17 protein-coding genes, 6 tRNA genes, 2 rRNA genes and 1 other RNA gene (1 of these 26 cut by a window edge) are annotated in these 19,430 nt (G+C 61.1%); 15 read left to right on the top strand and 11 right to left on the bottom strand.

The window, feature by feature from the left end:
* The 7 genes from OGM61_09750 to OGM61_09720 all read left to right on the top strand — a co-directional run.
* Positions 1-885 (top strand): 23S ribosomal RNA (locus tag OGM61_09750) (it extends 1,953 nt beyond the left edge of the window).
* Positions 886-963: 78 nt separating this feature from the next.
* Positions 964-1,038, top strand: a tRNA-Glu gene (locus OGM61_09745).
* A 9-nt stretch (positions 1,039-1,047) separates the two neighbouring features.
* Positions 1,048-1,123 (top strand) — tRNA-Lys (locus OGM61_09740).
* Between the two features lie 93 nt (positions 1,124-1,216).
* Positions 1,217-1,333 (top strand): 5S ribosomal RNA (rrf, locus tag OGM61_09735).
* Between the two features lie 33 nt (positions 1,334-1,366).
* Positions 1,367-1,441: transfer RNA gene (locus OGM61_09730), tRNA-Asn, on the top strand.
* Positions 1,442-1,482: 41 nt separating this feature from the next.
* Positions 1,483-1,559, top strand: a tRNA-Ile gene (locus OGM61_09725).
* 20 nt (positions 1,560-1,579) lie between these two features.
* Positions 1,580-1,655, top strand: a tRNA-Trp gene (locus tag OGM61_09720).
* Positions 1,656-1,860: 205 nt separating this feature from the next.
* On the opposite strand, the gene OGM61_09715 is transcribed toward OGM61_09720, so the two are convergent.
* Positions 1,861-2,391 (bottom strand): hypothetical protein, encoded by a 531-nt coding sequence (locus OGM61_09715; protein ID UYI84124.1) that lies wholly within the window; start codon positions 2,389-2,391, stop codon positions 1,861-1,863.
* A gap of 262 nt (positions 2,392-2,653) precedes the next feature.
* On the opposite strand from OGM61_09715, the gene OGM61_09710 reads away from it, so the two are divergent.
* Positions 2,654-2,971 carry a multidrug efflux SMR transporter gene (locus OGM61_09710; GenBank protein UYI85585.1) on the top strand — a complete coding sequence of 106 codons (318 nt, stop codon included), beginning with the start codon at positions 2,654-2,656 and terminating at the stop codon, positions 2,969-2,971.
* Positions 2,972-2,980: 9 nt separating this feature from the next.
* Here OGM61_09710 and OGM61_09705 read toward each other — a convergent pair whose 3' ends face one another.
* Positions 2,981-3,628 carry a CatA-like O-acetyltransferase gene (locus OGM61_09705; protein UYI84123.1) on the bottom strand — a complete coding sequence of 216 codons (648 nt, stop codon included), beginning with the start codon at positions 3,626-3,628 and terminating at the stop codon, positions 2,981-2,983.
* A 203-nt stretch (positions 3,629-3,831) separates the two neighbouring features.
* Between OGM61_09705 and OGM61_09700 the strand changes: the two genes are divergently transcribed.
* The 3 genes from OGM61_09700 to OGM61_09690 are packed head-to-tail and all read left to right on the top strand — an operon-like array spanning position 3,832 to position 5,653.
* Positions 3,832-4,194 (top strand): hypothetical protein, encoded by a 363-nt coding sequence (locus tag OGM61_09700; protein ID UYI84122.1) that lies wholly within the window; start codon positions 3,832-3,834, stop codon positions 4,192-4,194.
* Positions 4,195-4,205: 11 nt separating this feature from the next.
* Complete coding sequence (locus OGM61_09695; GenBank protein UYI84121.1) at positions 4,206-5,030, top strand: DUF5685 family protein; 825 nt, start codon at positions 4,206-4,208, stop codon at positions 5,028-5,030.
* Entirely contained in the window at positions 5,027-5,653 is a 627-nt protein-coding gene (locus tag OGM61_09690) for a J domain-containing protein (GenBank protein UYI84120.1), read from the top strand. Before OGM61_09695 ends, OGM61_09690 begins: the two co-directional genes overlap by 4 nt.
* Before the next feature lie 59 nt (positions 5,654-5,712).
* Here OGM61_09690 and OGM61_09685 read toward each other — a convergent pair whose 3' ends face one another.
* Entirely contained in the window at positions 5,713-6,789 is a 1,077-nt protein-coding gene (locus tag OGM61_09685) for a hypothetical protein (protein ID UYI84119.1), read from the bottom strand.
* A 110-nt stretch (positions 6,790-6,899) separates the two neighbouring features.
* Here OGM61_09685 and OGM61_09680 point away from each other — a divergent pair, with 110 nt between their 5' ends.
* Positions 6,900-7,556, top strand: a complete 657-nt coding sequence (locus OGM61_09680; GenBank protein UYI84118.1) for an HAD hydrolase-like protein — start codon at positions 6,900-6,902, stop codon at positions 7,554-7,556.
* Between the two features lie 53 nt (positions 7,557-7,609).
* On the opposite strand, the gene OGM61_09675 is transcribed toward OGM61_09680, so the two are convergent.
* Positions 7,610-8,305 (bottom strand): XRE family transcriptional regulator, encoded by a 696-nt coding sequence (locus OGM61_09675; protein UYI84117.1) that lies wholly within the window; start codon positions 8,303-8,305, stop codon positions 7,610-7,612.
* Between the two features lie 145 nt (positions 8,306-8,450).
* Here OGM61_09675 and OGM61_09670 point away from each other — a divergent pair, with 145 nt between their 5' ends.
* Positions 8,451-9,668 carry a DNA polymerase IV gene (locus OGM61_09670; protein ID UYI84116.1) on the top strand — a complete coding sequence of 406 codons (1,218 nt, stop codon included), beginning with the start codon at positions 8,451-8,453 and terminating at the stop codon, positions 9,666-9,668.
* Between the two features lie 44 nt (positions 9,669-9,712).
* Here the strand turns inward: OGM61_09670 and OGM61_09665 are convergent, their stop codons facing one another.
* From OGM61_09665 to ffs, 3 genes are all read right to left on the bottom strand, one after another.
* The gene (locus OGM61_09665) at positions 9,713-10,051 is read right to left on the bottom strand and encodes a YbaB/EbfC family nucleoid-associated protein (protein UYI84115.1); all 339 of its coding nucleotides are present in this window, start codon (positions 10,049-10,051) and stop codon (positions 9,713-9,715) included.
* A gap of 33 nt (positions 10,052-10,084) precedes the next feature.
* On the bottom strand, positions 10,085-12,091 hold the full coding sequence (gene dnaX, locus OGM61_09660; protein UYI84114.1) for a DNA polymerase III subunit gamma/tau: 2,007 nt from the start codon (positions 12,089-12,091) through the stop codon (positions 10,085-10,087).
* A 55-nt stretch (positions 12,092-12,146) separates the two neighbouring features.
* Positions 12,147-12,411, bottom strand: an RNA gene (gene ffs, locus OGM61_09655) — signal recognition particle sRNA large type.
* A gap of 161 nt (positions 12,412-12,572) precedes the next feature.
* Between ffs and OGM61_09650 the strand changes: the two genes are divergently transcribed.
* Together OGM61_09650 and OGM61_09645 are read left to right on the top strand one after the other, a co-directional pair.
* Positions 12,573-12,648 (top strand) — tRNA-Ala (locus tag OGM61_09650).
* 104 nt (positions 12,649-12,752) lie between these two features.
* On the top strand, positions 12,753-15,230 hold the full coding sequence (locus OGM61_09645) for an excinuclease ABC subunit UvrA (protein ID UYI84113.1): 2,478 nt from the start codon (positions 12,753-12,755) through the stop codon (positions 15,228-15,230).
* Between the two features lie 58 nt (positions 15,231-15,288).
* On the opposite strand, the gene OGM61_09640 is transcribed toward OGM61_09645, so the two are convergent.
* The 4 genes from OGM61_09640 to OGM61_09625 are packed head-to-tail and all read right to left on the bottom strand — an operon-like array spanning position 15,289 to position 19,296.
* Positions 15,289-15,459, bottom strand: a complete 171-nt coding sequence (locus OGM61_09640; GenBank protein UYI84112.1) for a hypothetical protein — start codon at positions 15,457-15,459, stop codon at positions 15,289-15,291.
* A gap of 27 nt (positions 15,460-15,486) precedes the next feature.
* Complete coding sequence (locus tag OGM61_09635; protein UYI84111.1) at positions 15,487-16,281, bottom strand: acyl-CoA dehydratase activase; 795 nt, start codon at positions 16,279-16,281, stop codon at positions 15,487-15,489.
* A gap of 34 nt (positions 16,282-16,315) precedes the next feature.
* Positions 16,316-18,100 (bottom strand): 2-hydroxyacyl-CoA dehydratase family protein, encoded by a 1,785-nt coding sequence (locus tag OGM61_09630; GenBank protein UYI84110.1) that lies wholly within the window; start codon positions 18,098-18,100, stop codon positions 16,316-16,318.
* The gene (locus OGM61_09625; GenBank protein ID UYI84109.1) at positions 18,100-19,296 is read right to left on the bottom strand and encodes a 2-hydroxyacyl-CoA dehydratase family protein; all 1,197 of its coding nucleotides are present in this window, start codon (positions 19,294-19,296) and stop codon (positions 18,100-18,102) included. Before OGM61_09625 ends, OGM61_09630 begins: the two co-directional genes overlap by 1 nt.
* Positions 19,297-19,430: the final 134 nt, after the last annotated feature.

The raw sequence follows: 19,430 nt of genomic DNA, 5'->3' as shown, positions 1-19,430 counted from the left end.
ATTGTAGTACTGGTGAAGATGCCAGTTACCCGCAACTAGACGGAAAGACCCCATGGAGCTTTACTGTAGCCTAATACTGAAGATCGGTAATGCATGTACAGGATAGGTGGGAGTCAGCGAAACCCGGGCGTCAGCTCGGATGGAGGCAACCTTGGAATACCACCCTTGTATTGCTGGTTTTCTAACCTGCGGCCATGAATCTGGTCGGGGGACACTGTTAGGTGGGCAGTTTGACTGGGGCGGTCGCCTCCAAAAGCGTAACGGAGGCGCTCAAAGGTTGGCTCAGCACGGACGGAAATCGTGCATAGAGTGCAAACGCACAAGCCAACTTGACTGCGAGACCGACGGGTCGAGCAGGTACGAAAGTAGGAGTTAGTGATCCGGTGGTATGTGAGTGGAAATGCCATCGCTCAACGGATAAAAGCTACCCTGGGGATAACAGGCTGATCTCCCCCAAGCGTCCACAGCGACGGGGAGGTTTGGCACCTCGATGTCGGCTCGTCACATCCTGGGGCTGTATTCGGTCCCAAGGGTTCGGCTGTTCGCCGATTAAAGTGGCACGCGAGCTGGGTTCAGAACGTCGTGAGACAGTTCGGTCCCTATCTGTTGCGGGCGCAGGAGATTTGAAGGGAGCTGTCCTTAGTACGAGAGGACCGGGATGGACAGACCTCTGGTGCACCAGTTGTCGTGCCAACGGCACAGCTGGGTAGCTACGTCTGGACGAGATAAACGCTGAAAGCATCTAAGTGTGAAACTCCCCCTAAGATAAGATCTCCCATCCATTAGGAGTAAGGGACGACAGAGACTATGTCGTTGATAGGTCGGAAGTGTAAGTGCAGTAATGCATTGAGCTGACCGATACTAATAACCCGAGGGCTTGACCTACAAGAGTATTGCAGGCAAACCGCCTTGTGAATTCTTCATCCTCTGTTCGGTTTTGAAGGTGCAGATGCGAACCTGTGTGGCCCGATGGTCAAGTGGTCAAGACGGGGGCCTCTCACGCCCCAATCGGGAGTTCGACTCTCCCTCGGGTCACCACTTTTATGAGCACCATTAGCTCAGCTGGTAGAGCACCTGACTCTTAATCAGGGTGTCCAGGGTTCGAGTCCCTGATGGTGTACCACTCCGTTGGATGTGTGGTACACATCCAACGGGGAATTTCCTCTTGACACGAGGTCAATTTTATAGTAGTATTTGACGTAAGTCATTTACCATAGTTGGTGTTTTTAACGGTGAGGGTTCACCCGTTCCCATTCCGAACACGGAAGTTAAGCTCACCAGTGCCGACAATACTTGTCTGGAGACGGACCGGGAAGATAGGTCAATGCCAACACAAGGGATTCGCTTGAGCGAATCCCTTGCTTATGCCTCCTTAGCTCAACGGTAGAGCATCCGGCTGTTAACCGGAGGGTTGTAGGTTCGAATCCTACAGGAGGCGCCAGAGATATTGCCGTCACCTGTGTGGCGGCATTCTTTGAATATGGGCCTTTAGCTCAGTTGGTTAGAGCAACCGGCTCATAACCGGTCGGTCCCGGGTTCAAGTCCCTGAAGGCCCACCAAATATAATATCATGACATATAGGGGAATAGCTCAGTTGGTAGAGCGACGGTCTCCAAAACCGTAGGCCGAGGGTTCGAAGCCTTCTTCCCCTGCCAAATCGCCGCAGACAAACTGTCTGCGGCGATTTTTGTTGCCTCGTCGTGGCCTCGCGGCGCATCTTTTATCTTGATAACTCTTGGGTGCGCACTGCTTTGCCATTGAGTGCTGAGTAGGAGATAACTGAATAGTGATAAATATGGATCAGGTGCACTGGAAATTCAGAGCACCTGATGAAGGCTTACATGCATTATGACATGCTGATTATTGAAACGCTTTGCCCCATGCCATGTCCATTTCGACGAAGCCATCCCCATTTCGCTGATAGCTGCACTTGGCTGTATCATTTAAATACGGTACAGTCCAGAAAATTGCGATTTCATTGACGGAACTGTTCTGCTCGCCTAGTGTGGCTGCGAGATCAGACGAATACATCTCGAGCATTTTCTTGGATGTTTTTCCTGTGTTCTTTTGGTCCCAAGTCAGATAGACGAGTGCGATGTAATCACCATCCGCTTCTGTTCCCAAATCATCGTTAATTGTGATTCTATCTATCTGTGTCATGGTATATTGCTCGGTGATTCGGTCAGTCAGAATTTTTTCAATTTTCTGTGTCTCAGTTAGTACAACTGGCGTCTCCGCTGCTGACGCGGCTCTCGTGGTCGTTACCTCTGTATCTGGTGCCGATTCGGTGGCGGTGTCTGATGGCTCCTGGTTGCCGCAGCCGCCGATAAGCGTAAGTGTCGCTAGCAATACTGCTACGAATGCCATTTGCTTTGTGTGGTGCTTTTTCATGCTTCCATCTCCTTGTGCAATTGTTTGTTTTATCCATTATAAAGCGCGCGAAAGCAATTATCAAGGACAAAGTGCTTCTATCTTGCCCCCTTGGTATTGAAATACCGTTTGCTGAAGCTCCGCCGCTTGACAAAAGATGTTGTTTTTGGTATCCTGTCCGCGTTCCAGCCGCCGGGTGGGAACGGGAGCGTTTGCTCCGCGTCGAAGACCATGGAAGACGCGGGCAGGCGCATTTTTTATTTTTTGTATGGAGATAATCAATATGGCATGGGTTACGCTCGGCATTGCCGGAATTTTTGAGGTCGTTTGGGCAACCTGCATGAAGTATTCAGAGGGATTCACAAAGCTCAGCTGGTCACTGCTCACATTCGCCGGCATGGCGGTGAGCTTTTTCCTGCTGGCACGCGCGACCAAAACACTGCCGCTTGGTACGGCTTATGCGGTCTGGACCGGCATTGGCGCACTGGGCTCCGTGATCGTTGGCTTCATCTTGTTCAAAGAGCCGGTGACAGCCGGGCGGCTCATTTTTGCTGCACTGCTGCTTATCGGCATCATCGGTCTGAAGATCACGTCGGCCTGATACATACGATTATTCTGCCTCGGCCAGCGCGTCGATGCGCTGCTGCAGATCCTGAACGAACCGTCCGATGTGCAGTACGTCGATGAGCCGGTGGTTTACCTCGAGCGCGAGGCCGAGCACGTCCCGCTCGCCCTCGCAATGATATTTGCCCCAGGCAATGCGCGGGATGGCGTCGTCAGCGTCAAAATCGCGCTCATTGGTCAGCGCCGTGAGCGAGACCCACGGCAGACAGCTGAAATAGATCAGCGCGTCGCTCTCGGCTGCAGCGCAGAGAAACTCCGTCTGCGCCCGGCTCTTGGCGCGTGCCGCGCGGCAGAAGTCATCCAGCGCGTCACCGGCTGGCATCGTCACGATGTGGAATTGTTCCGCACCGGGGTGCAGGTCGGTGAAGCTCGGTTCACGGCGTGCGAGCAGGACCGGCTGGCCGTTTCGGATGGCATATCGGAATGCGGTCGTGTGATTGATCGACTGCGTGCACAGCCAGACCAGAGCGTAATAAAAGGACAGGCCGCGCCGTTTCGTGTAAGTATGCAGTGCCGTGACGTCCGCGGTGACGGTCACGCTGTAAGACGGATCCGACAGGCCGGAGAAGAACGTGTATGCCTCGCGCCGCGGCCAGGTATCGAGCGCGACGGGGACTGCATCCGGAGTGTTCATGGGGGCTACCTCCTCGTTTTTTCAGCAGTATACCACGCGCGGGCGGAAAAACGCAATTTTTTCGCGGAAAGGTGCGGTGTTTACAGTTCTTTGATATATTTCTCATAGACGTGTGATAAAATACAAGAATCAAATTCAGCAGCCTGGAAAGGTGATCGGTCATGAGACAACGGCTTGCAAAATGGATGATGGGCAGAAACGGGATGGACGCACTCAATCGCCTTCTGTCCGTGCTGACACTGATCTTGCTGATCGTCAGCATGTTCGTGCACGGTTATGCGGCGCGCATCCTGTGGTCGCTGGCGGTCGTTGGCCTGATCGTCATTTATTTTCGTATGCTCTCGCGCAATGTCTACCGCCGTCAGCAGGAAAACGGTGCGTATCTGCGCCAGAAGTATAAAATAACCAGCGCGTGGCGCGGCGCTGTGGATCGCTGGCATCAGCGGCATGACTACCGCTTTTTCAAGTGCCCGTCCTGCCGGACACGCCTGCGTGTGCCGCGCGGCAAGGGCAAGATCAATATCGTCTGCCGCAAATGCGGCACGTCCTTCCAGCGGAAAACCTGAGGCGCAGCCGTATGTTCGGATATGTGATCGCAAATCTGGAGGGGCTGACGCAGGCGCAGAAGGATCGCTATAAGGGCTGCTACTGCGGCCTGTGCCGGGTGCTCAAGCAGCGGCACGGCTTTTCCGGCCGCCTGACGCTGACGTATGACATGACGTTCCTGGTGCTGCTGCTCTCGGCGCTGTACGAAGCGGACGAGGAGCGCGGCATGGAGGTTTGCCCTGCGCACCCGCTGCGCAAACATTTTTACTGGCAGACACGCTACACCGAGTACGCTGCCGATATGAACGTCGTGCTGGCGTACAACAACTGCCGCGACGACTGGCAGGATGACGGCAGCGCGCTGAAATATTGGGAGGCGGAGGCGCTCAGCGCCCGGAGCGCAGCCGTGCGCGCACGCTGGCCGCGCCAATGCGCCGCGATTGAGCAGTGCATGGCGGAACTTTCCGCCATCGAGCAGGCCGACACCGGCGACCCGGATGCCGCGGCGAATTGCTTTGGCCGCCTGATGGGCGAGCTCTTTGTGACGGATGACCTCTGGGACGCGCGCCTGCGCCCGTTTGGCGAGGCACTGGGGCGGTTCATCTATCTGCTCGACGCGGTGATCGACCTGCCGGAGGATCTCCGGCACGGGCGCTATAACCCGCTGAGCACGCTGCCGCAGGATGCGGATCTGCACGCGCTGCTGACGATGCTGCTCGGCGAGTGTTCGACGGCGTTTGAGGCGCTGCCGGTGCTGCAGGACGTGGAGCTGCTGCGCAATATTTTGTACTCCGGCGTATGGCTGCGCTACGAGGCGGCCATGAAAAAACGAAAGATCGGGAGGAGCGCCGAATGAGAGACCCGTATGTAGTTCTCGGTGTTTCCAGGGACGCGAGCGAAGAGGAGATCAAGGCGGCCTATCGCCGTCTGGCCAAAAAATATCATCCGGACCTGAATCCGGACGACCCGCACGCGACGGAAAAAATGAATGAGGTCAACGCGGCCTATGACGCGATCAAAAACGGCAAAGCCAACAGCTATGGCGCGACCGGCGGTTACGGCCAAGCGGGCGGCTATGGTGCCTATGGTGGCTGGGGCGCACAGCGTGACCCCGGTATCCGGCCGGAATATCAGGCGGCGGTGAACTTTATCCAGACTCGGCATTTTGCCGAGGCGCTGCAGGCGCTGTCCGGCGTGCCGGCGGCCGAGCGCGACGCCAACTGGTATGCCCTGAGCGCCATGGCGAACTCCGGCGCGGGCAACCGCGTGCAGGCGCTGGCGGATGCGCGGCGCGCGGCCGAGATGGATCCGACGAATCCGGACTTTCAGCGCCTGCTGCACCAGCTCGAAAGCGGCGGCGATGCGTATGCGACCTACAGCGCCGGCTATCCGAACAGCGGCTTCGGCACCGGCAGCTGGTGCGCGGATATGTGCCTGCTGAACCTGTGCTGCAATCCGTGCTTTTCGCCCTGCTGCTGAGAAAATTGCAAACGAACACCCCGGCGGGACCGTGTGCGTCCTGCCGGGGTGCTTTGCGCTCATGTGCCGGGGAAGGTGCGCAGGTACCGGTCGGTGAATGTGGTCAGCGCGGCGAAGTCCATACACGGCCGGTAGACGGCCTCCAGCTCGTTGTGCAGGAGATTGGCCATGCGCAGCTGCTCCACTGCGCTTGCGAGGGCGAGCTGCTGCTGCCGGGCATCGCTGCGCATGGTGCGGCGCAGCGCGCGCTGGCGCACCGGGTCTGGCAGCACGTCGAGCCGGATGTGCCGCTGCGTCAGCCCCTCCGGCACGTCGTCCGCCGTGCCGGCGAGGAAGCCCACGCCGCGCGACGGTACGAGCACCGCCTGCGTGCGCGATGGGATGAGCGGGTCGGGGCAGGAGAGAACGTCCAGCCCGCACCGAACGGCGTGTGCGCGCACGATGCGCAGAAATTCTTCCGCCAGGCCGCAGCCGTCGTCAAGCAGGTACACGCGCGCACAGTGCGCGGCGATCGTATCAGGGAAGAAAATTCGCCCCTCACACGTGATGGCACTTAAAAACAGCCGCTCGCACCGGCCGGGCTCCGAGCCCTTGTCCGGCGTGCCGAATTCCCGCGTGCAGATGCTCTTTGCCCGGCGGCGCGCTGCCTCCCGGTCCTCGGGATAGACCAGCCCCGGCGTGGCGCGCGCATCGAGCGCGGCCGCCGCCGTGAGGTACTGCTGCGCGCGCAGGCGGAACATGGCGCAGTCGGCGTTCAGGGCGCGGATGCGCGCCGTGTCGAGCGCCTCCGTGCGGCAGAACGTGCCGAGATCCAGATATTCGCCGCTCGCACCGAAGAGCGCGGGGTCGACGGTGTGCGGTGCCGTGCCGTCGAAGAAGCCGGAGCGTTTTTCCGGGAAATAGACCCCGTCGAGCGAGGCGGGGTCGCCCGCGCAGTGCAGCCGGACGACGGCCAGCCCGGCTGCGCGCCCGGCGTCGCCGACGCGCTTGAGAAATGTGGATTTTCCGCAGCCCGGCCCGCCCTTGAGGATGCAGAAATAGCGCTCCGGCGGCCGCAGAAACTGTCTGTGCAGTGCGTAGTAGCCCGCGCCGGTCAGGGCGCTGAGAAAGTAGCGTGTTTCCAGTCCGTTGTTCATGGCGAAACCTCACATTTTTCAGGTTGCTACAGCGTATGCATCCGGTGCGGCCGTTGACAATTTCGCGTCCCAATGCTATCCTTTTTCCATCTTGATTACGGAGATTTGTCATGATCCAGACCATCTTATTTGATTTTGACGGCACGCTGTTTGACACCGGCGAGGGTATTCTGCGCAGCGTGCAGTATGCACTCGAGGGCTTCGGAATCCACGAGACGGACACGGCGCGCCTGCGCAAGTTTGTCGGTCCGCCGCTGTTTGACTCGTTTTCGGAGCTGTATGCCATGACGCCCGAACAGGCGCAGGCGGCGGTCGCGCGCTACCGGGAGCGGTATCTGCCTGTCGGCATCTATGAGTGCACGCTCTATCCCGGCATTCCGGAGCTGCTCGAGCAGCTGCGCGCGCACGGGTTTCGCGTTGCGGTCGCGACCGGGAAGCCCACGCCGATGGCGTGCTCGATTCTGCAGCGGTTCGATCTTGAGCGGCTCTTTGACTGCGTGATCGGCTGTGAATACGACGGCACGCGCAGCACGAAGGCGGAGGTTGTCGCGGCGGCGCTCGCCGAGACGCACACGCCACCGGAGGCCGCGCTCATGGTCGGCGACCGGAAGTATGATGTCACCGGCGCTGCCGCCTGCGGCGTGCCGTGTCTCGGCGTGTATTACGGCTATGCCGAGCCGGGCGAGCTGGAGGCCGCCGGCGCGGTGACCACGGTGCAGACGGTCGCGGAGCTGTCCGAGCGGCTGCTGCACTGGAACGAGGCATAACTGAAAAACGCCCTGCGGAACACATGATTTCCGCAGGGCGTTTTTTGCTTTTATCACGATACCGCTTTTCCCAGCACGCGCAGCGGCAGTGCGTCCGAGACCTCCAGATCGGCATAGGCCGGGTTGAGCGAGTGCAGAAACACGCGCCCGCCGTCGCGCCGGAGCTGCTTGAGATAGGCGCTGCCGTCGTAGAGGAACACGCCGATCTCGCCGGGGTCGAGCGTCGGCTGCTGGTGCACCCAGACGGTCTGCCCGCTGTGAAAGCGCGGCTCCATACTGTCGCCCGCCACGCGCACGCCGAAGTTCGCCGCCTCCGGCACTTCCGGGCCGACCGGCTGCATCTCATAGCTCTCCCCGTCGAGAAACTGGCCCGTGCCGGCCGAGACGGCCAGCGAGTACAGCGGCAGGCTGCGCAGCACGGCCGGCTCCGGCGCGGCGGCAAAGCGCTTGCTCTCGCGCAGGAGCGCGATGTATTCCAGCGCGCGGCGGCGGCCCTCCGCGTTCAGCCCGGCGAGCAGGCCGCCGGCGTCCCCGCCGGAGAACGTGCCCGCGATATCGTCCACGTCCAGCACGCGGCACAGCGTCAGAAACTGCTGCGCGTTCGGGAGCGTGGCGTCATTTTCCCACTTCGACACCGCCTGATTCGACACGGGCACACCGGCCTCAGCCAGTGCGTCCGCCAGCGTCTGCTGGCGCATGCCGTGCGCGCGGCGCAGGGAAGCGATCGTTTCACCAAAGGTTTTGTACATATGCAGCACCTCAGATACAATATATCGTATCGGACGAAAAAACGCAAGAAAAATATCTGAATTAGATAAGAAAACGCTTTAAATATCCCGAGAAGAGATTTATAATAGAGATAATCTCTTTGCTGGAGAAAACACTATGGACCGTATGATCTTACATTCGGATATCAACGCCTGCTATGCGAGCATCGAGCTGCTGCGCCATCCGGAGCTGCGCGGGCGGCCGGTGGCGGTCGGCGGGGAGCGGGAGCTGCGCCACGGCATCATTCTGGCCAAGGATCAGATGGCGCGCGCAGCCGGGGTGCGCACGGGCATGACGCTCTGGGCGGCACGGCAGCAGTGTCCGGAGCTGACGATCCTGCCGCCGGACTTCGAGCTCTACTACGACTATTCGCGCCGCGTGCGCGAGATCTATGCCGGCTTCACCGACCGGTGCGAGCCGTTCGGCATGGATGAGTGCTGGCTGGACATGACCGGCTGCGTCGGCCGTGAGGACGCGCTGCGCACGGCGCAGGAGGTGCGCCAGCGCGTGCTGGATGCCACGGGCCTGACGGTGAGCGTCGGCGTGTCGTGGTGCAAGGCGATCGCAAAGCTCGGCTCGGACTACCGCAAGCCGAACGCCGTGACGGTCATTGACCGTGCGCGCTTTGCGGACATGGTCTGGCCGCTGCCGGTCAGCAGCCTGCTCTTCGCCGGGCGCAGTTCGGTGCGGCAGCTCGAGCGGCTGGGCATCCGCACGGTCGGCGCGCTCGCGGCGGCGGACGCCGACGTGCTCGAGCAGCGCCTGGGCAAGGGCGGGCGGCTGCTGCACGCCTACGCCAACGGGTACGATCCCGCGCCGGTGCACTGCATCGCGGATCTGCCGCCGCCGAAGTCCATCGGAAACAGCGCCACCGCGCCGCGCGACCTCATCTGCGAGGCGGATGCGCGCGCGGCGCTCCTGTCGCTGGCGGAAAGCGTGGGGGCGCGCCTGCGGCTGGAGGGGTATCAGTGCCGCACGGTGGAGTTGAGCGTGCGCACGGCCGACCTGCACTGGCGCAGCCACCGCATGGCGCTGCGGCATCCGTCCGACCTGACGAGCGAGCTGCTCGACGCGGCGCTGGCCCTGTGCGAGCAGGCGCACCTGTGGCCTGATCCGCTGCGCAGCATCGGCATTCGCGCGCTGGATCTCGTGCCCGCGTGCGCGCCGCACCAGCTCGACCTGTTCGAGGATGCGGAGCACCGCGCGCGCCAGCGGCAGCTCGATATCACGCTCGATAACCTCCGCGCGCGCTACGGCAAGACCTGTGTCCTGCGCGGCCGCGCCTGCTTTGACCCGGCGCTCGGCCTCGTCCAGCGCGAGGAGCACGCCTTTTTGCGCAAATGAAAGCACGCACCGTCCTGAGACAGTGCGTGCTGATTTTTATGGGTTCAGAAGCCCAGCTTCATGCCGCCGGTGATCTTGCTGACCGTGGCGTCGGAAGCGGCCTCGTACTGGCGCAGCGCCTCGTTGACGGCTGCCAGCACCAGATCCTCGAGCATCTCGACGTCGTCGGGATCGACCGCTTCGGGCTTGATCTCGATCTTCGTGACCTCGCGGTTGCCGTTGACCGTTGCCGAGACCATGCCGCCGCCGGACTTGGCCGTGAACTCTTTTTCCTCCAGCTCTTTCTGCATCCGCAGGAAGTCCTGCTGCATCTTCTGTGCCTGTTTCATCACGTTGGCCTGATTCATGCCACCATAACCGCCGCGAAAACCGCCTCTTGCCATATTTGTATCCTCCTGTGCATCAAAAAATTTTTATTATCGGATCGTTACGTTCGGAAAGTGTGCCAGTTCCTCGATCTTGCGCTGATTGATCTGCGTGACCGTGTCCATCGGCTGCATGACCACGCGGACGTTTTGACCGGTCAGTTTTTGCACGGCCAGACGGAATTTTTCTGCGATCTCCGGCTTGTTGAACATCGGGTAAACCATTTGCTGGCTGAAATGCAGCGTCAGCGTGCCGTCGCGCAGCTCGCCGGTCGCCTGCAGCGGGTCGAGCAGAAAATAGTAGATGCCGACCGGGAGCTCCTGCTCCATATACGCGCACAGCGCCTGCCAGTCGAACGCGCCGGTGGGCGCGGGGGTGGACTCCGGCTCTGGAGCGGGTTCGGGGACCGGCTCCGGTTCCGGGATGGGGGGCGCGGCCGGCCCGGGCGCGGGCGCTGCCTTTGGCGCCGGGCGTGGGGCCGGTTTCGGTGCGGGCGGCGTTTCCCAGGGCGGCCGCTCCTCGGGGGGAGCAACCGGCTCCGGTGGCGGCTCCCACGGTGGAACATCATCGTATACCGGCTTCGGCTCCGGCTTCGCCTTTGGCGCAGAGGCCGGCGGTGCGGGCGGCTCCCACGGGGGGACATCGTCGTGCACTGGCTTCGGTTCGCGCTTTGCCTTCGGCGCGGAGACCGGCGGCGTTGGCTGCTCCCAAGGGGGAACATCGTCGTGAACCGGTTTCGGCTCGGGCTTTGCCTTTGGCGCAGAGGCCGGCGGTGCGGGCGGCTCCCACGGGGGAACATCATCAAGCACCGGTTTTGGTTCCGGTTTGGGTTGTGCTTTTTGCACTTGGCGGGGCTCCTGCCGCAGGGCAGCAGCCGGCTTTGCCGGAGCGGACGCCGCCGTGGCCGGGATGTCCCCACTGCGCACGGCCTGTTCGAGCTTGTCCACACGCGCGCACAGCGTCGGCACATCGTCGCACAGCTCCGGCCGGCAGAGCCGGATCAGGCAAAGCTCCGCCGCGATGCGCGGGTTGGGCTGCGCCGCCATGGCGGTGAGCGCGTCCTGAATGCTCTGCAGGTTTGCCAGCAGCTGCGCCGGCGTGAAAGCGCCGGAGAGGGTCTGCAGCGTTTCACTGTCGTATCCGCCGGAGAGCAGCTCACGCCCGCCGCGCGGGGCGACGGCCTGCATGAGCAGGTCGCGCTGGAGCATGCTCAGCTCGTCGAGCAGGGCGGCGGGGTCTTTCCCGTCCTGCCAGAGGCTGCGGAATTGTTCCAGTGTTTTTGCGGTGTCGCCATCGGCGATGCTCTGCAGCAGCTGCGCCGTGCGCAGGTTGCCGGCAAGGCCCATGGCCGAGATGACCGTTTCGGTCGTGATGACATCGCTGCCGGAGCACTGGTCGAGCAGCGTCAGCGCGTCGCGCATACCGCCGTCCGCCATGCGGGCGAGCAGCGCGGCCGCGTCCGGCTGCAGGTTCAGGTGTTCCTGCTGCGCCACATAGTTCAGGCGCGCGGCGATCGTATCGACCGGGATGCGCTTGAAGCTGTGCCGCTGGCAGCGGGAGAGGATCGTCGCCGGGACTTTGTGCAGTTCCGTCGTCGCAAGGATGAACATGAGGTGCGCCGGCGGTTCCTCGAGGATTTTCAGCAGGGCGTTGAATGCCGAGGTGCTGAGCATGTGCACCTCGTCGATGATATACACACGCTTGCGCACATTGGCGGGGGAGAACACCGCCTCGTCGCGCAGGGCGCGCACGTTGTCCACGCCGTTGTTGGACGCGGCGTCGAGCTCGACCACGTCGAGGATCGACCCGTCGTCGATGCCGCGGCAGGCGGCGCACTGATTGCACGGATTGCCGTTGACCGGGTGCTCGCAGTTGACCGCCTTGGCCAGGATCTTGGCGCAGGTGGTCTTGCCGGTGCCGCGCGTGCCGATGAACAGGTAGGCATGGGACAGCCGTCCGGTCTCGACCTGCTTTTTCAGCGTCTCGGTAATATGCTCCTGACCGACGACGTCGTCAAACGTCTTCGGCCGGTATTTGCGGTAGAGAGCCTGATACATTGCGCGCTTCACCTCCGGGAGCGGAAAACATGAAAAAACGTGACCATTGACAAGACTGCACACCCACCTTTGAATAGACGACATGCCCGTTACCACAGCAGCCAGCTCGGGCCCGGCGCCCCCACGGCACACGGAGTGACCTGCTTAATGCTGCTCGGTTCCCCGCCTGACATGGTTCACAGGGCTCCGTTGCGCGGGACCGAACCTTCAACGCCGCTTACTGCGGGCAGACGACACATCGGCCTATCCGGGGGCGGGAATTCATCCCTGCTATAGCGGATTGCAGGTACAGGACACCGCTGGCTCCCCGACTAGTGCAGCCTTGTCAATGGCCACGTAAGCGTATTCTACTACAAAAGCGGCGATTGCGCAAGTGGGGGATGCAATTTTCTTGCGCGGGACTTTTTGCACAAAAAATCGCGGGAACAGAAAAAATGGGCTTTACAAATGCGAAAAATGTGCTATAATAAACAAGCCTTGTGGGGGCGTAGCTCAGCTGGGAGAGCGTTCGGTTCGCATCCGAGAGGTCAAGGGTTCGAATCCCTCCGTCTCCACCAAATCAAAAATCCGAACCTTTGTCCGAAGGGACAGAGGTTCGGATTTTTCTTGTTTGCAGTTGGTATTGTCGCGGAATGAATTCAAAAAGGAGGATGCATGACCCATGGTCGATCATATGCTTGTACGTGGAGCAAAGGTCCACAACCTGAAAAATATTGACGTGGACATTCCGCTGAATCAGATCGTCGGCATCGCGGGCGTGTCCGGTTCCGGCAAGTCGTCGCTGGCGCTGGGCGTGCTGTATGCCGAGGGCTCGCGCCGCTATCTGGAGGCGCTGTCGACCTACACGCGCCGCCGGATGACGCAGGCCGCCAGAGCCAGCGTCGATGACGTGCTGTACGTTCCTGCGGCGCTGGCGCTGCACCAGCGCCCGGGCGTGCCCGGCATCCGCAGCACGTTCGGCACGGGGACAGAGCTCCTGAACAGTCTGCGGCTCATGTATTCCCGCCTCGCCAGCCACCGCTGCCCCAACGGGCACTACCTGCCGCCGACGCTGCTGGTCGCCGCGGGCAAGGAGCTGACCTGCCCGGAGTGCGGCGTGCATTTTTACGCACCGAGCGCCGAGGAGCTGGCCTTCAACTCGCAGGGCGCGTGCCCAAGATGCGGCGGCACGGGCAGTGTGCGCACGGTGGACATGGCGTCCCTGGTGCCGGATGATTCGCTCACGATCGACGAGGGGGCGGTGGCGCCATGGAACAGCCTCATGTGGTCGCTGATGACGGACGTCTGCCGGGAGATGGGCGTGCGCACGGATGTGCCGTTTCGCGACCTGACGGAGCGGGAGAAGGACATCGTCTACCATGGCCCGGCGGAGAAAAAGCACATTTTCTACCACGCCAAAAACTCCAATCAGGCGGGAGAGCTGGACTTTACTTATTTTAATGCCGTCTATACCGTGGAAAATGCGCTTGCCAAGGTCAAGGACGAGAAGGGCATGAAGCGCGTCGAGAAGTTTCTGAAAGAGGACGTGTGCCCGGACTGCCATGGCACGCGCCTGTCCGCTGCGGCCCGCGCGCCGAAGCTGCGGGGCATTTCACTGGACGAAGCGTGCACGATGACGCTCTCGGAGCTGTATGACTGGGTGCAGGGCGTGCCGGACAGCCTGCCGGAGGAGATGCGCCCCATGGCGGGGAGCATCTGCGAGGCTTTTACGGGCACGGCGCGGCGGCTGCTCGACCTGGGGCTCGGCTACCTGACGCTCGACCGCTCCGCGGCGACGCTCTCGACCGGCGAGCGGCAGCGGATGCAGCTGGCCCGCGCCGTGCGCAACCGCACGACCGGCGTGCTCTATGTGCTCGATGAGCCGAGCATCGGTCTGCACCCGGCCAACATCGTGGGCCTCACCGGAGTGATGCACGACCTCGTGGCGGACGGAAATTCCGTCATTCTCGTCGATCACGACACGCAGATCCTGAAGGAATCCGACTGGATCATTGAGATGGGGCCGGAGGCCGGCGCAAAGGGCGGCCGCGTCATTGCACAGGGCACGGTGTCCGCAGTCGCGGCAGATCCCGCCTCACAGATCGGACCGTTTTTGTCCGGAGCACCGGAGGCACCCTTGCGCCCGCGCGCCGGAAAAGCGGACCTGTTTGCGCACGGAACGATTCGCCTGTCCACGTCGCAGATCCATACGGTCAAGCCGCTGGAGGTCACGATCCCCAAGGGGCGGCTGACGGTCGTGACCGGTGTGTCCGGCTCGGGCAAGACGACCATGGTGCTCGAGAGCCTGATCCCCGCGCTGGAGGCCGGTATCCGCGGCAGCGCGCTGCCGCCGCACGTCCGGGCGGTCAGCGCCGAGGGCATCGCACACGTCAAGCTCATAGACGCGACGCCCATCGGCATCAATGTCCGTTCCACCGTGGCCACCTATGCCGGCGTGCACGATGAACTGCGCAAGCTCTATGCCCGGTCGCCGGATGCGAAGGCGCGCGGCTGCAAGGCCGGCGATTTTTCCTACAATACCGGCTCGCTGCGCTGTCCCGGCTGCGACGGTACGGGCGTGGTGAGCCTGGACGTGCAGTTTCTGCCGGATGTGAGCATCCCCTGTCCGGACTGCCGCGGCTCGCGTTACGCACGCGCGGCTTATGATATCCAGCTGACGAACAGGGCGGGACAGTCCGTTTCCCTGCCGGAGCTGATGGACATGGACGTCAACACCGCGCTCCCGTTCTGCGCCGACAGAAAAACGGTCAGCCAGAAGCTGCAGGTGCTGCAGCAGCTCGGCCTCGGCTACCTCACGCTCGGTGAGGAGACGCCGAGCCTCTCCGGCGGCGAGGCGCAGCGGCTGAAGCTGGCCAGCGAGATCGGGCGCATCCAGACGGATTCCGTGTTCGTGTTCGACGAGCCAAGCATCGGCCTGCACCCGCTGGATGTGCGGGTGCTGCTGGGCGTGTTCCAGGCGCTGCTCGATCGCGGCGCGACCGTCGTCGTCATTGAGCACGATCTCGATGTGATCCGCAGTGCCGATTATGTCATCGACATGGGCCCCGGCGGAGGTGATGCGGGCGGCCGCATTGTCGCCGCCGGCACGCCGGAGGAGATCCGGCAAGATCCCGGCAGCGTCACGGGCAGATATCTTTGAGGGCAGCAAAAAACCGCCGCTTCCGTAACGGGAAGCGGCGGTTCCTATTTGTATTCGCTCAGAACTTAATGTCGGTGGGCTTGCGGTCGAACATGGTGTTGACCTGCTTATAGAGCCAGCCCATCAGCTTCTGGTCCAGATTCCAGAAGTACACCACAAACAGCGCACCGACGACGGTGGCGGAAGTGGTGAGCGTCTTTTTCAGGACTTTTGCAACCACAGGATTCATAGTTTGCTCCTTTCCGGCCGGGGTGGCTTACTTCTTTGCGAGACCCTTCTGGCGAGCGTACTCGGCAGCACCCAGAGCGCCCATCAGCTGCGGGTCGGTCTTCAGCTCAACGACTTTGAACTTCAGCACGTGCTCGATGGCCTGCTTCAGGCCGGCGTTCTTCGCGCAGCCGCCCGTCAGCGTGATGCTGTCGGTGGCGCCGGCCTTCTTGGCCATGACGAAGCAGCGCTTGGCAACGGCCATCTCGATGCCGGCAGCGATCTCGTCGGTCGGCTTGCCTTCGCCCACGAGGGTGATGACTTCGGACTCTGCGAAAACGGTGCACTGCGCCGTGATCGGGATGACGTTCTTCGCCGTCAGGGACAGGTTCGAGAATTCCGGCAGGCTCATCTCGAAGGAGCGGGCCATGGCCTCGAAGAAGCGGCCGGTACCGGCGGAGCACTTATCGTTCATCGCAAAGCTCTTGACGGTGCCGTCGGTGTCGATGCTGATGCCCTTCACGTCCTGGCCGCCGATGTCGATGATGGCGCGGACTTCCGGGTTCGTGACGTGCACGCCCATGGCGTGGCAGGAGATCTCGGAGATGTTCTCGTCAGCGAACGGGACCTTATTGCGGCCGTAGCCGGTGCCGATGAGGTAAGCGAGCTCCTTGGAGTCCTTCAGGCCGACCTTGTCGCAGACTTCCTGCATCGCCGCGATCGCGGACTGCTCCGCGTTGATCTTGCTGCGGATCGTCGTGTCGGCGCACATTTTGCCGTTCTCGTCGAGAATAACTGCCTTCGTGTAGGTGGAACCTACGTCGCATCCGCCAAAGTATTTCATAGTATTTAAATCCTTTCCTTCAATTCAAAAAAGTTTACATGCACACGTCGTCCGCGAAGTCAAGCAGAGTCTCGTCGACCGGGGTGGCGTGCATGACGGTGTCCATATAGCTGGAGACCGTGTCGCGCATGGTGCGGCGCGAAACGGTGCGCGGATCCATCAGATCGTGCGGGATCCAGATCAGGTGCAGACCCAGCTCGCGGCCCTGCTCGTCGAGCAGGCCCTGAACGGTGGCCATGTTCTTGCACGCAACGTGCTGCCACATGATGACGATGTTTGTGTTCCACGCCTCGCACTGACGCCAGAGCTCGGTGACGACGTTGTGGTAACCGCCGTTGGTGTGGCGGCGCATGACCATGCGCTCGTACAGGCGGGCCATGTCACGCAGGGCCTCGGTCTCGTCGGTGGTGTTGAGGTGCTTGGTGTAGTTGAGAGATTCCATCTCAACGACGACGTTGATGCCCCAGCTGTTGGCCAGCCAGTTGGAGAAGTTGGCGTAGTAGTGCGGCGGGCAGCTCCAGGTGATGGCGCGGTAGCGCATCTTGTTGCGCCAGGCCTGCTCCTTGTTCTTGTAGCCCTTGAGGAGGATCTTGTTGACCTTCTCGCAGGACTTGATGGTACGCGGATCGAGGCCGCCGTCCATCTCATAGCACCACTTGCGGAACAGCTCGTAGGTCGGGCCGATCAGCTGCGGATAAGCGGTCTTGTTGATCTCCCACTTCTGCAGCTCGTAGTCGGTCTCGGTGTTGAAGCGCTTCATAGCGGTGAAGTAAGCATCCCAGTTCCACTTCTCGCCGGTCTGCTTCTCAATGAAGCGGATGCATGCCTTGACGTCTTCCACAGCGGCGTCGAGTGTCAGCTCGTCCTCGTAGCGGACGGGGAAGCACAGGTGATGCACCGGGATTTCGGGGAAGCGGCGGGCGAAGTAGCTGGATGCCATGACGGAACCGTCACACGGCATGGAGCTGGAGATGTAGCAGCTGCCCAGATGCGGCAGGGCGTCGATGACGAGCGCGCCGCACTCGGACGTCGGAACCGGGCAGGTATCGGCCGGGAGACCGAAGGACTCGACGGCGTCGATGTACGGGATGCAGGTGAGCTGGTCGATCTCGGAGACCAGGAACACCGGCAGCAGCTGGTGCGGGATGCCGTACAGGGTCGGGAAGCCGGCCATGATCTGCGCCATGGTCATCTCGTCGATCAGAACGAGCTTGCTGTTGAGCTCCTCGCTGTTGCCGTTGCGTCTGTCGCCCTTGGCGAGAATAACGAGGTTCTCGGCGACGTAGCGGTAGATGCAGTAGGTAAGCTCGTGGCTCATGCGCAGGTTGGAGCCGCGCAGGCCGAGGATGTTCTTGTCCATGAAGCTGTGGCAGCAGAAGTAAGACACCATCCAGCGATAGTACAGCGTCTGGTTCATAGCCGGGATCAGGTCCTTGGAGAAGGACATGAGCAGCATGCCCCACAGACGAGCCCATTCATAGAAGTCATAGACCGTGTCCTTGATACCGCGCCACTCACGGCGGACGGTGCACATGGCGCCGTCGCGATACAGGCGGCCGAGGTGACGCTCACCGTTGAGGATGAGGTCGATCTTATCCTTCATAGAGGCAGCCGCGAAGGCCTTGTACTCTTCTTTGATACGGTCACGGTCGGAAATGAGAATGTTCTTCCAGCCCTCACCGAACTTTTTCCAGTCGGTCTCCTTGAACATGTCCCAGAAGATGCCGCCGACCAGTTTCAGGTTCTCTGCCTGAGCAGCCCAGTCCATTCTGTCTTTCGCTTTGAAGAATTTCGGATTGGGATATTTCACCTTGCCCATTACTTGGCACCCCTTTCTCTCTGGATCTTCTTGATCTCCAGGCTCTCCACGAACGCCTGAACGCGCGTGCGGAGCTGACCCGAGTAGCCGTTGTTATACACACGGTCGATCGACAGGACCGGCCAGCCGTACTCGGTGTTCATGATGTAGCTCGCCAGAGCACGCTCGAAGCCCCAGTAGTCGCAGTACTTCATCTGCTCATAGATGATGCCGTCCGCCTTGTACTCGCGCGCCAGACGGTCGGCCGTCTCGCGGCGCTGGTGCACCTTCTCGTCGGAGATGTAACGAGCGCACTCGCTGGTCTCCATGTAGTGGCGGCAGATCTGACGCAGGACGTCTTCCTCGTCGTTGAGCTCGATGACCTCGCGGCCCGGGGTGCTGCCGAAGCAGAAACGGTCGGACACGATGAGTGCGCCGCAGCCCTCGATGAGCTTTGTCAGGCTCGGATCGTCGATCTCGCTGCCGACGATGGCCACGCGGGCGCGGTACGGATTCTTGGCGTCCGGCTTGCGCTTTTTGAGCTCGGCGAGCGTCTCGCGCAGGTAGGGCAGGATGAGCGCCTTGGGGCAGGTATAGCTCACAAGGTTGAGGATGTGGAACTCGTAGCCCGTGATGATCGGGTTGTCGAGCTTGCGCATCTCAGCAATTTCGCTGATGATCTTGCAGACCTCGTTGTGCTCGGCGACGGCCTTGCGCAGCGCCTCGTCGGACGTATCAACGCCGAAGGTCTCGGTCAGACGGTTGAGCACGTGCTCGCGCATCTGCGTGGTGTAGGAATCAATGTAGTAATCGGTCACCTTGAGCGGCATGTCGGTATGCGTGACAAAGAATTTCTCCTTGCTGTTGACCTTCAGGACCTCGAAGTGCTCCATGGAGCGGTTCATGGCCGAGCAGGCGTCCACGCCGATCATCGCATCCAGGAACTGGTAGCCACCCTCGATTGCACGCTCGACGAGCGCACGTGCGTAGTCACAGGTATAGTTGGACATGTAGTACGTCGAGATATCCAGCGAACCGGTCTTGGGTGCTCTGAGTCGCACAGAGATGCAGTTGTCTACGTTGAGGAGGACCTCCGGAATGTGATAGCAGGTGTAGCCGAGGACGATGCTGCCGTTCTCCTGCGCCTGCCGTACCAACTCGTTGTTGGCGTCTTCCAGAAGGTTTTCAAAGTAGATCAGATGCTTCAGATCTTTCAAATGTTTCCCCTTCCTTCCTGATGGTTGTTGTTTCTTGCTCTGGTATTACCAGAATTCAGCATTATCATATAGCAGTATTCCTGAAAAAGCAATGCTATGTGTCTCGATTTTAACATTTTCGGAACTATGCCGAC

This window comes from Clostridiales bacterium (assembly GCA_025757645.1).
Taxonomy (GTDB): domain Bacteria; phylum Bacillota; class Clostridia; order Oscillospirales; family Oscillospiraceae; genus CAG-103.
The sequence above is the reverse complement of the archived record's forward strand: the minus strand, read 5'-3'. Positions and strand labels throughout refer to the sequence as shown.

Bases quoted from the DNA above. Each gene is read 5' to 3' on its own strand.
- OGM61_09635 (UYI84111.1), bottom strand. From the start codon at position 16,281: ATGAAATACTTTGGCGGATGCGACGTAGGTTCCACCTACACGAAGGCA.
- OGM61_09685 (UYI84119.1), bottom strand. From the start codon at position 6,789: ATGAACAACGGACTGGAAACACGCTACTTTCTCAGCGCCCTGACCGGC.
- OGM61_09640 (UYI84112.1), bottom strand. From the start codon at position 15,459: ATGAATCCTGTGGTTGCAAAAGTCCTGAAAAAGACGCTCACCACTTCC.
- OGM61_09715 (UYI84124.1), bottom strand. From the start codon at position 2,391: ATGAAAAAGCACCACACAAAGCAAATGGCATTCGTAGCAGTATTGCTA.
- OGM61_09680 (UYI84118.1), top strand. From the start codon at position 6,900: ATGATCCAGACCATCTTATTTGATTTTGACGGCACGCTGTTTGACACC.
- OGM61_09645 (UYI84113.1), top strand. From the start codon at position 12,753: ATGGTCGATCATATGCTTGTACGTGGAGCAAAGGTCCACAACCTGAAA.
- OGM61_09690 (UYI84120.1), top strand. From the start codon at position 5,027: ATGAGAGACCCGTATGTAGTTCTCGGTGTTTCCAGGGACGCGAGCGAA.
- OGM61_09700 (UYI84122.1), top strand. From the start codon at position 3,832: ATGGACGCACTCAATCGCCTTCTGTCCGTGCTGACACTGATCTTGCTG.
- OGM61_09710 (UYI85585.1), top strand. From the start codon at position 2,654: ATGGCATGGGTTACGCTCGGCATTGCCGGAATTTTTGAGGTCGTTTGG.
- OGM61_09665 (UYI84115.1), bottom strand. From the start codon at position 10,051: ATGGCAAGAGGCGGTTTTCGCGGCGGTTATGGTGGCATGAATCAGGCC.
- OGM61_09675 (UYI84117.1), bottom strand. From the start codon at position 8,305: ATGTACAAAACCTTTGGTGAAACGATCGCTTCCCTGCGCCGCGCGCAC.
- dnaX (UYI84114.1), bottom strand. From the start codon at position 12,091: ATGTATCAGGCTCTCTACCGCAAATACCGGCCGAAGACGTTTGACGAC.
- OGM61_09695 (UYI84121.1), top strand. From the start codon at position 4,206: ATGTTCGGATATGTGATCGCAAATCTGGAGGGGCTGACGCAGGCGCAG.
- OGM61_09705 (UYI84123.1), bottom strand. From the start codon at position 3,628: ATGAACACTCCGGATGCAGTCCCCGTCGCGCTCGATACCTGGCCGCGG.
- OGM61_09630 (UYI84110.1), bottom strand. From the start codon at position 18,100: ATGGGCAAGGTGAAATATCCCAATCCGAAATTCTTCAAAGCGAAAGAC.
- OGM61_09670 (UYI84116.1), top strand. From the start codon at position 8,451: ATGATCTTACATTCGGATATCAACGCCTGCTATGCGAGCATCGAGCTG.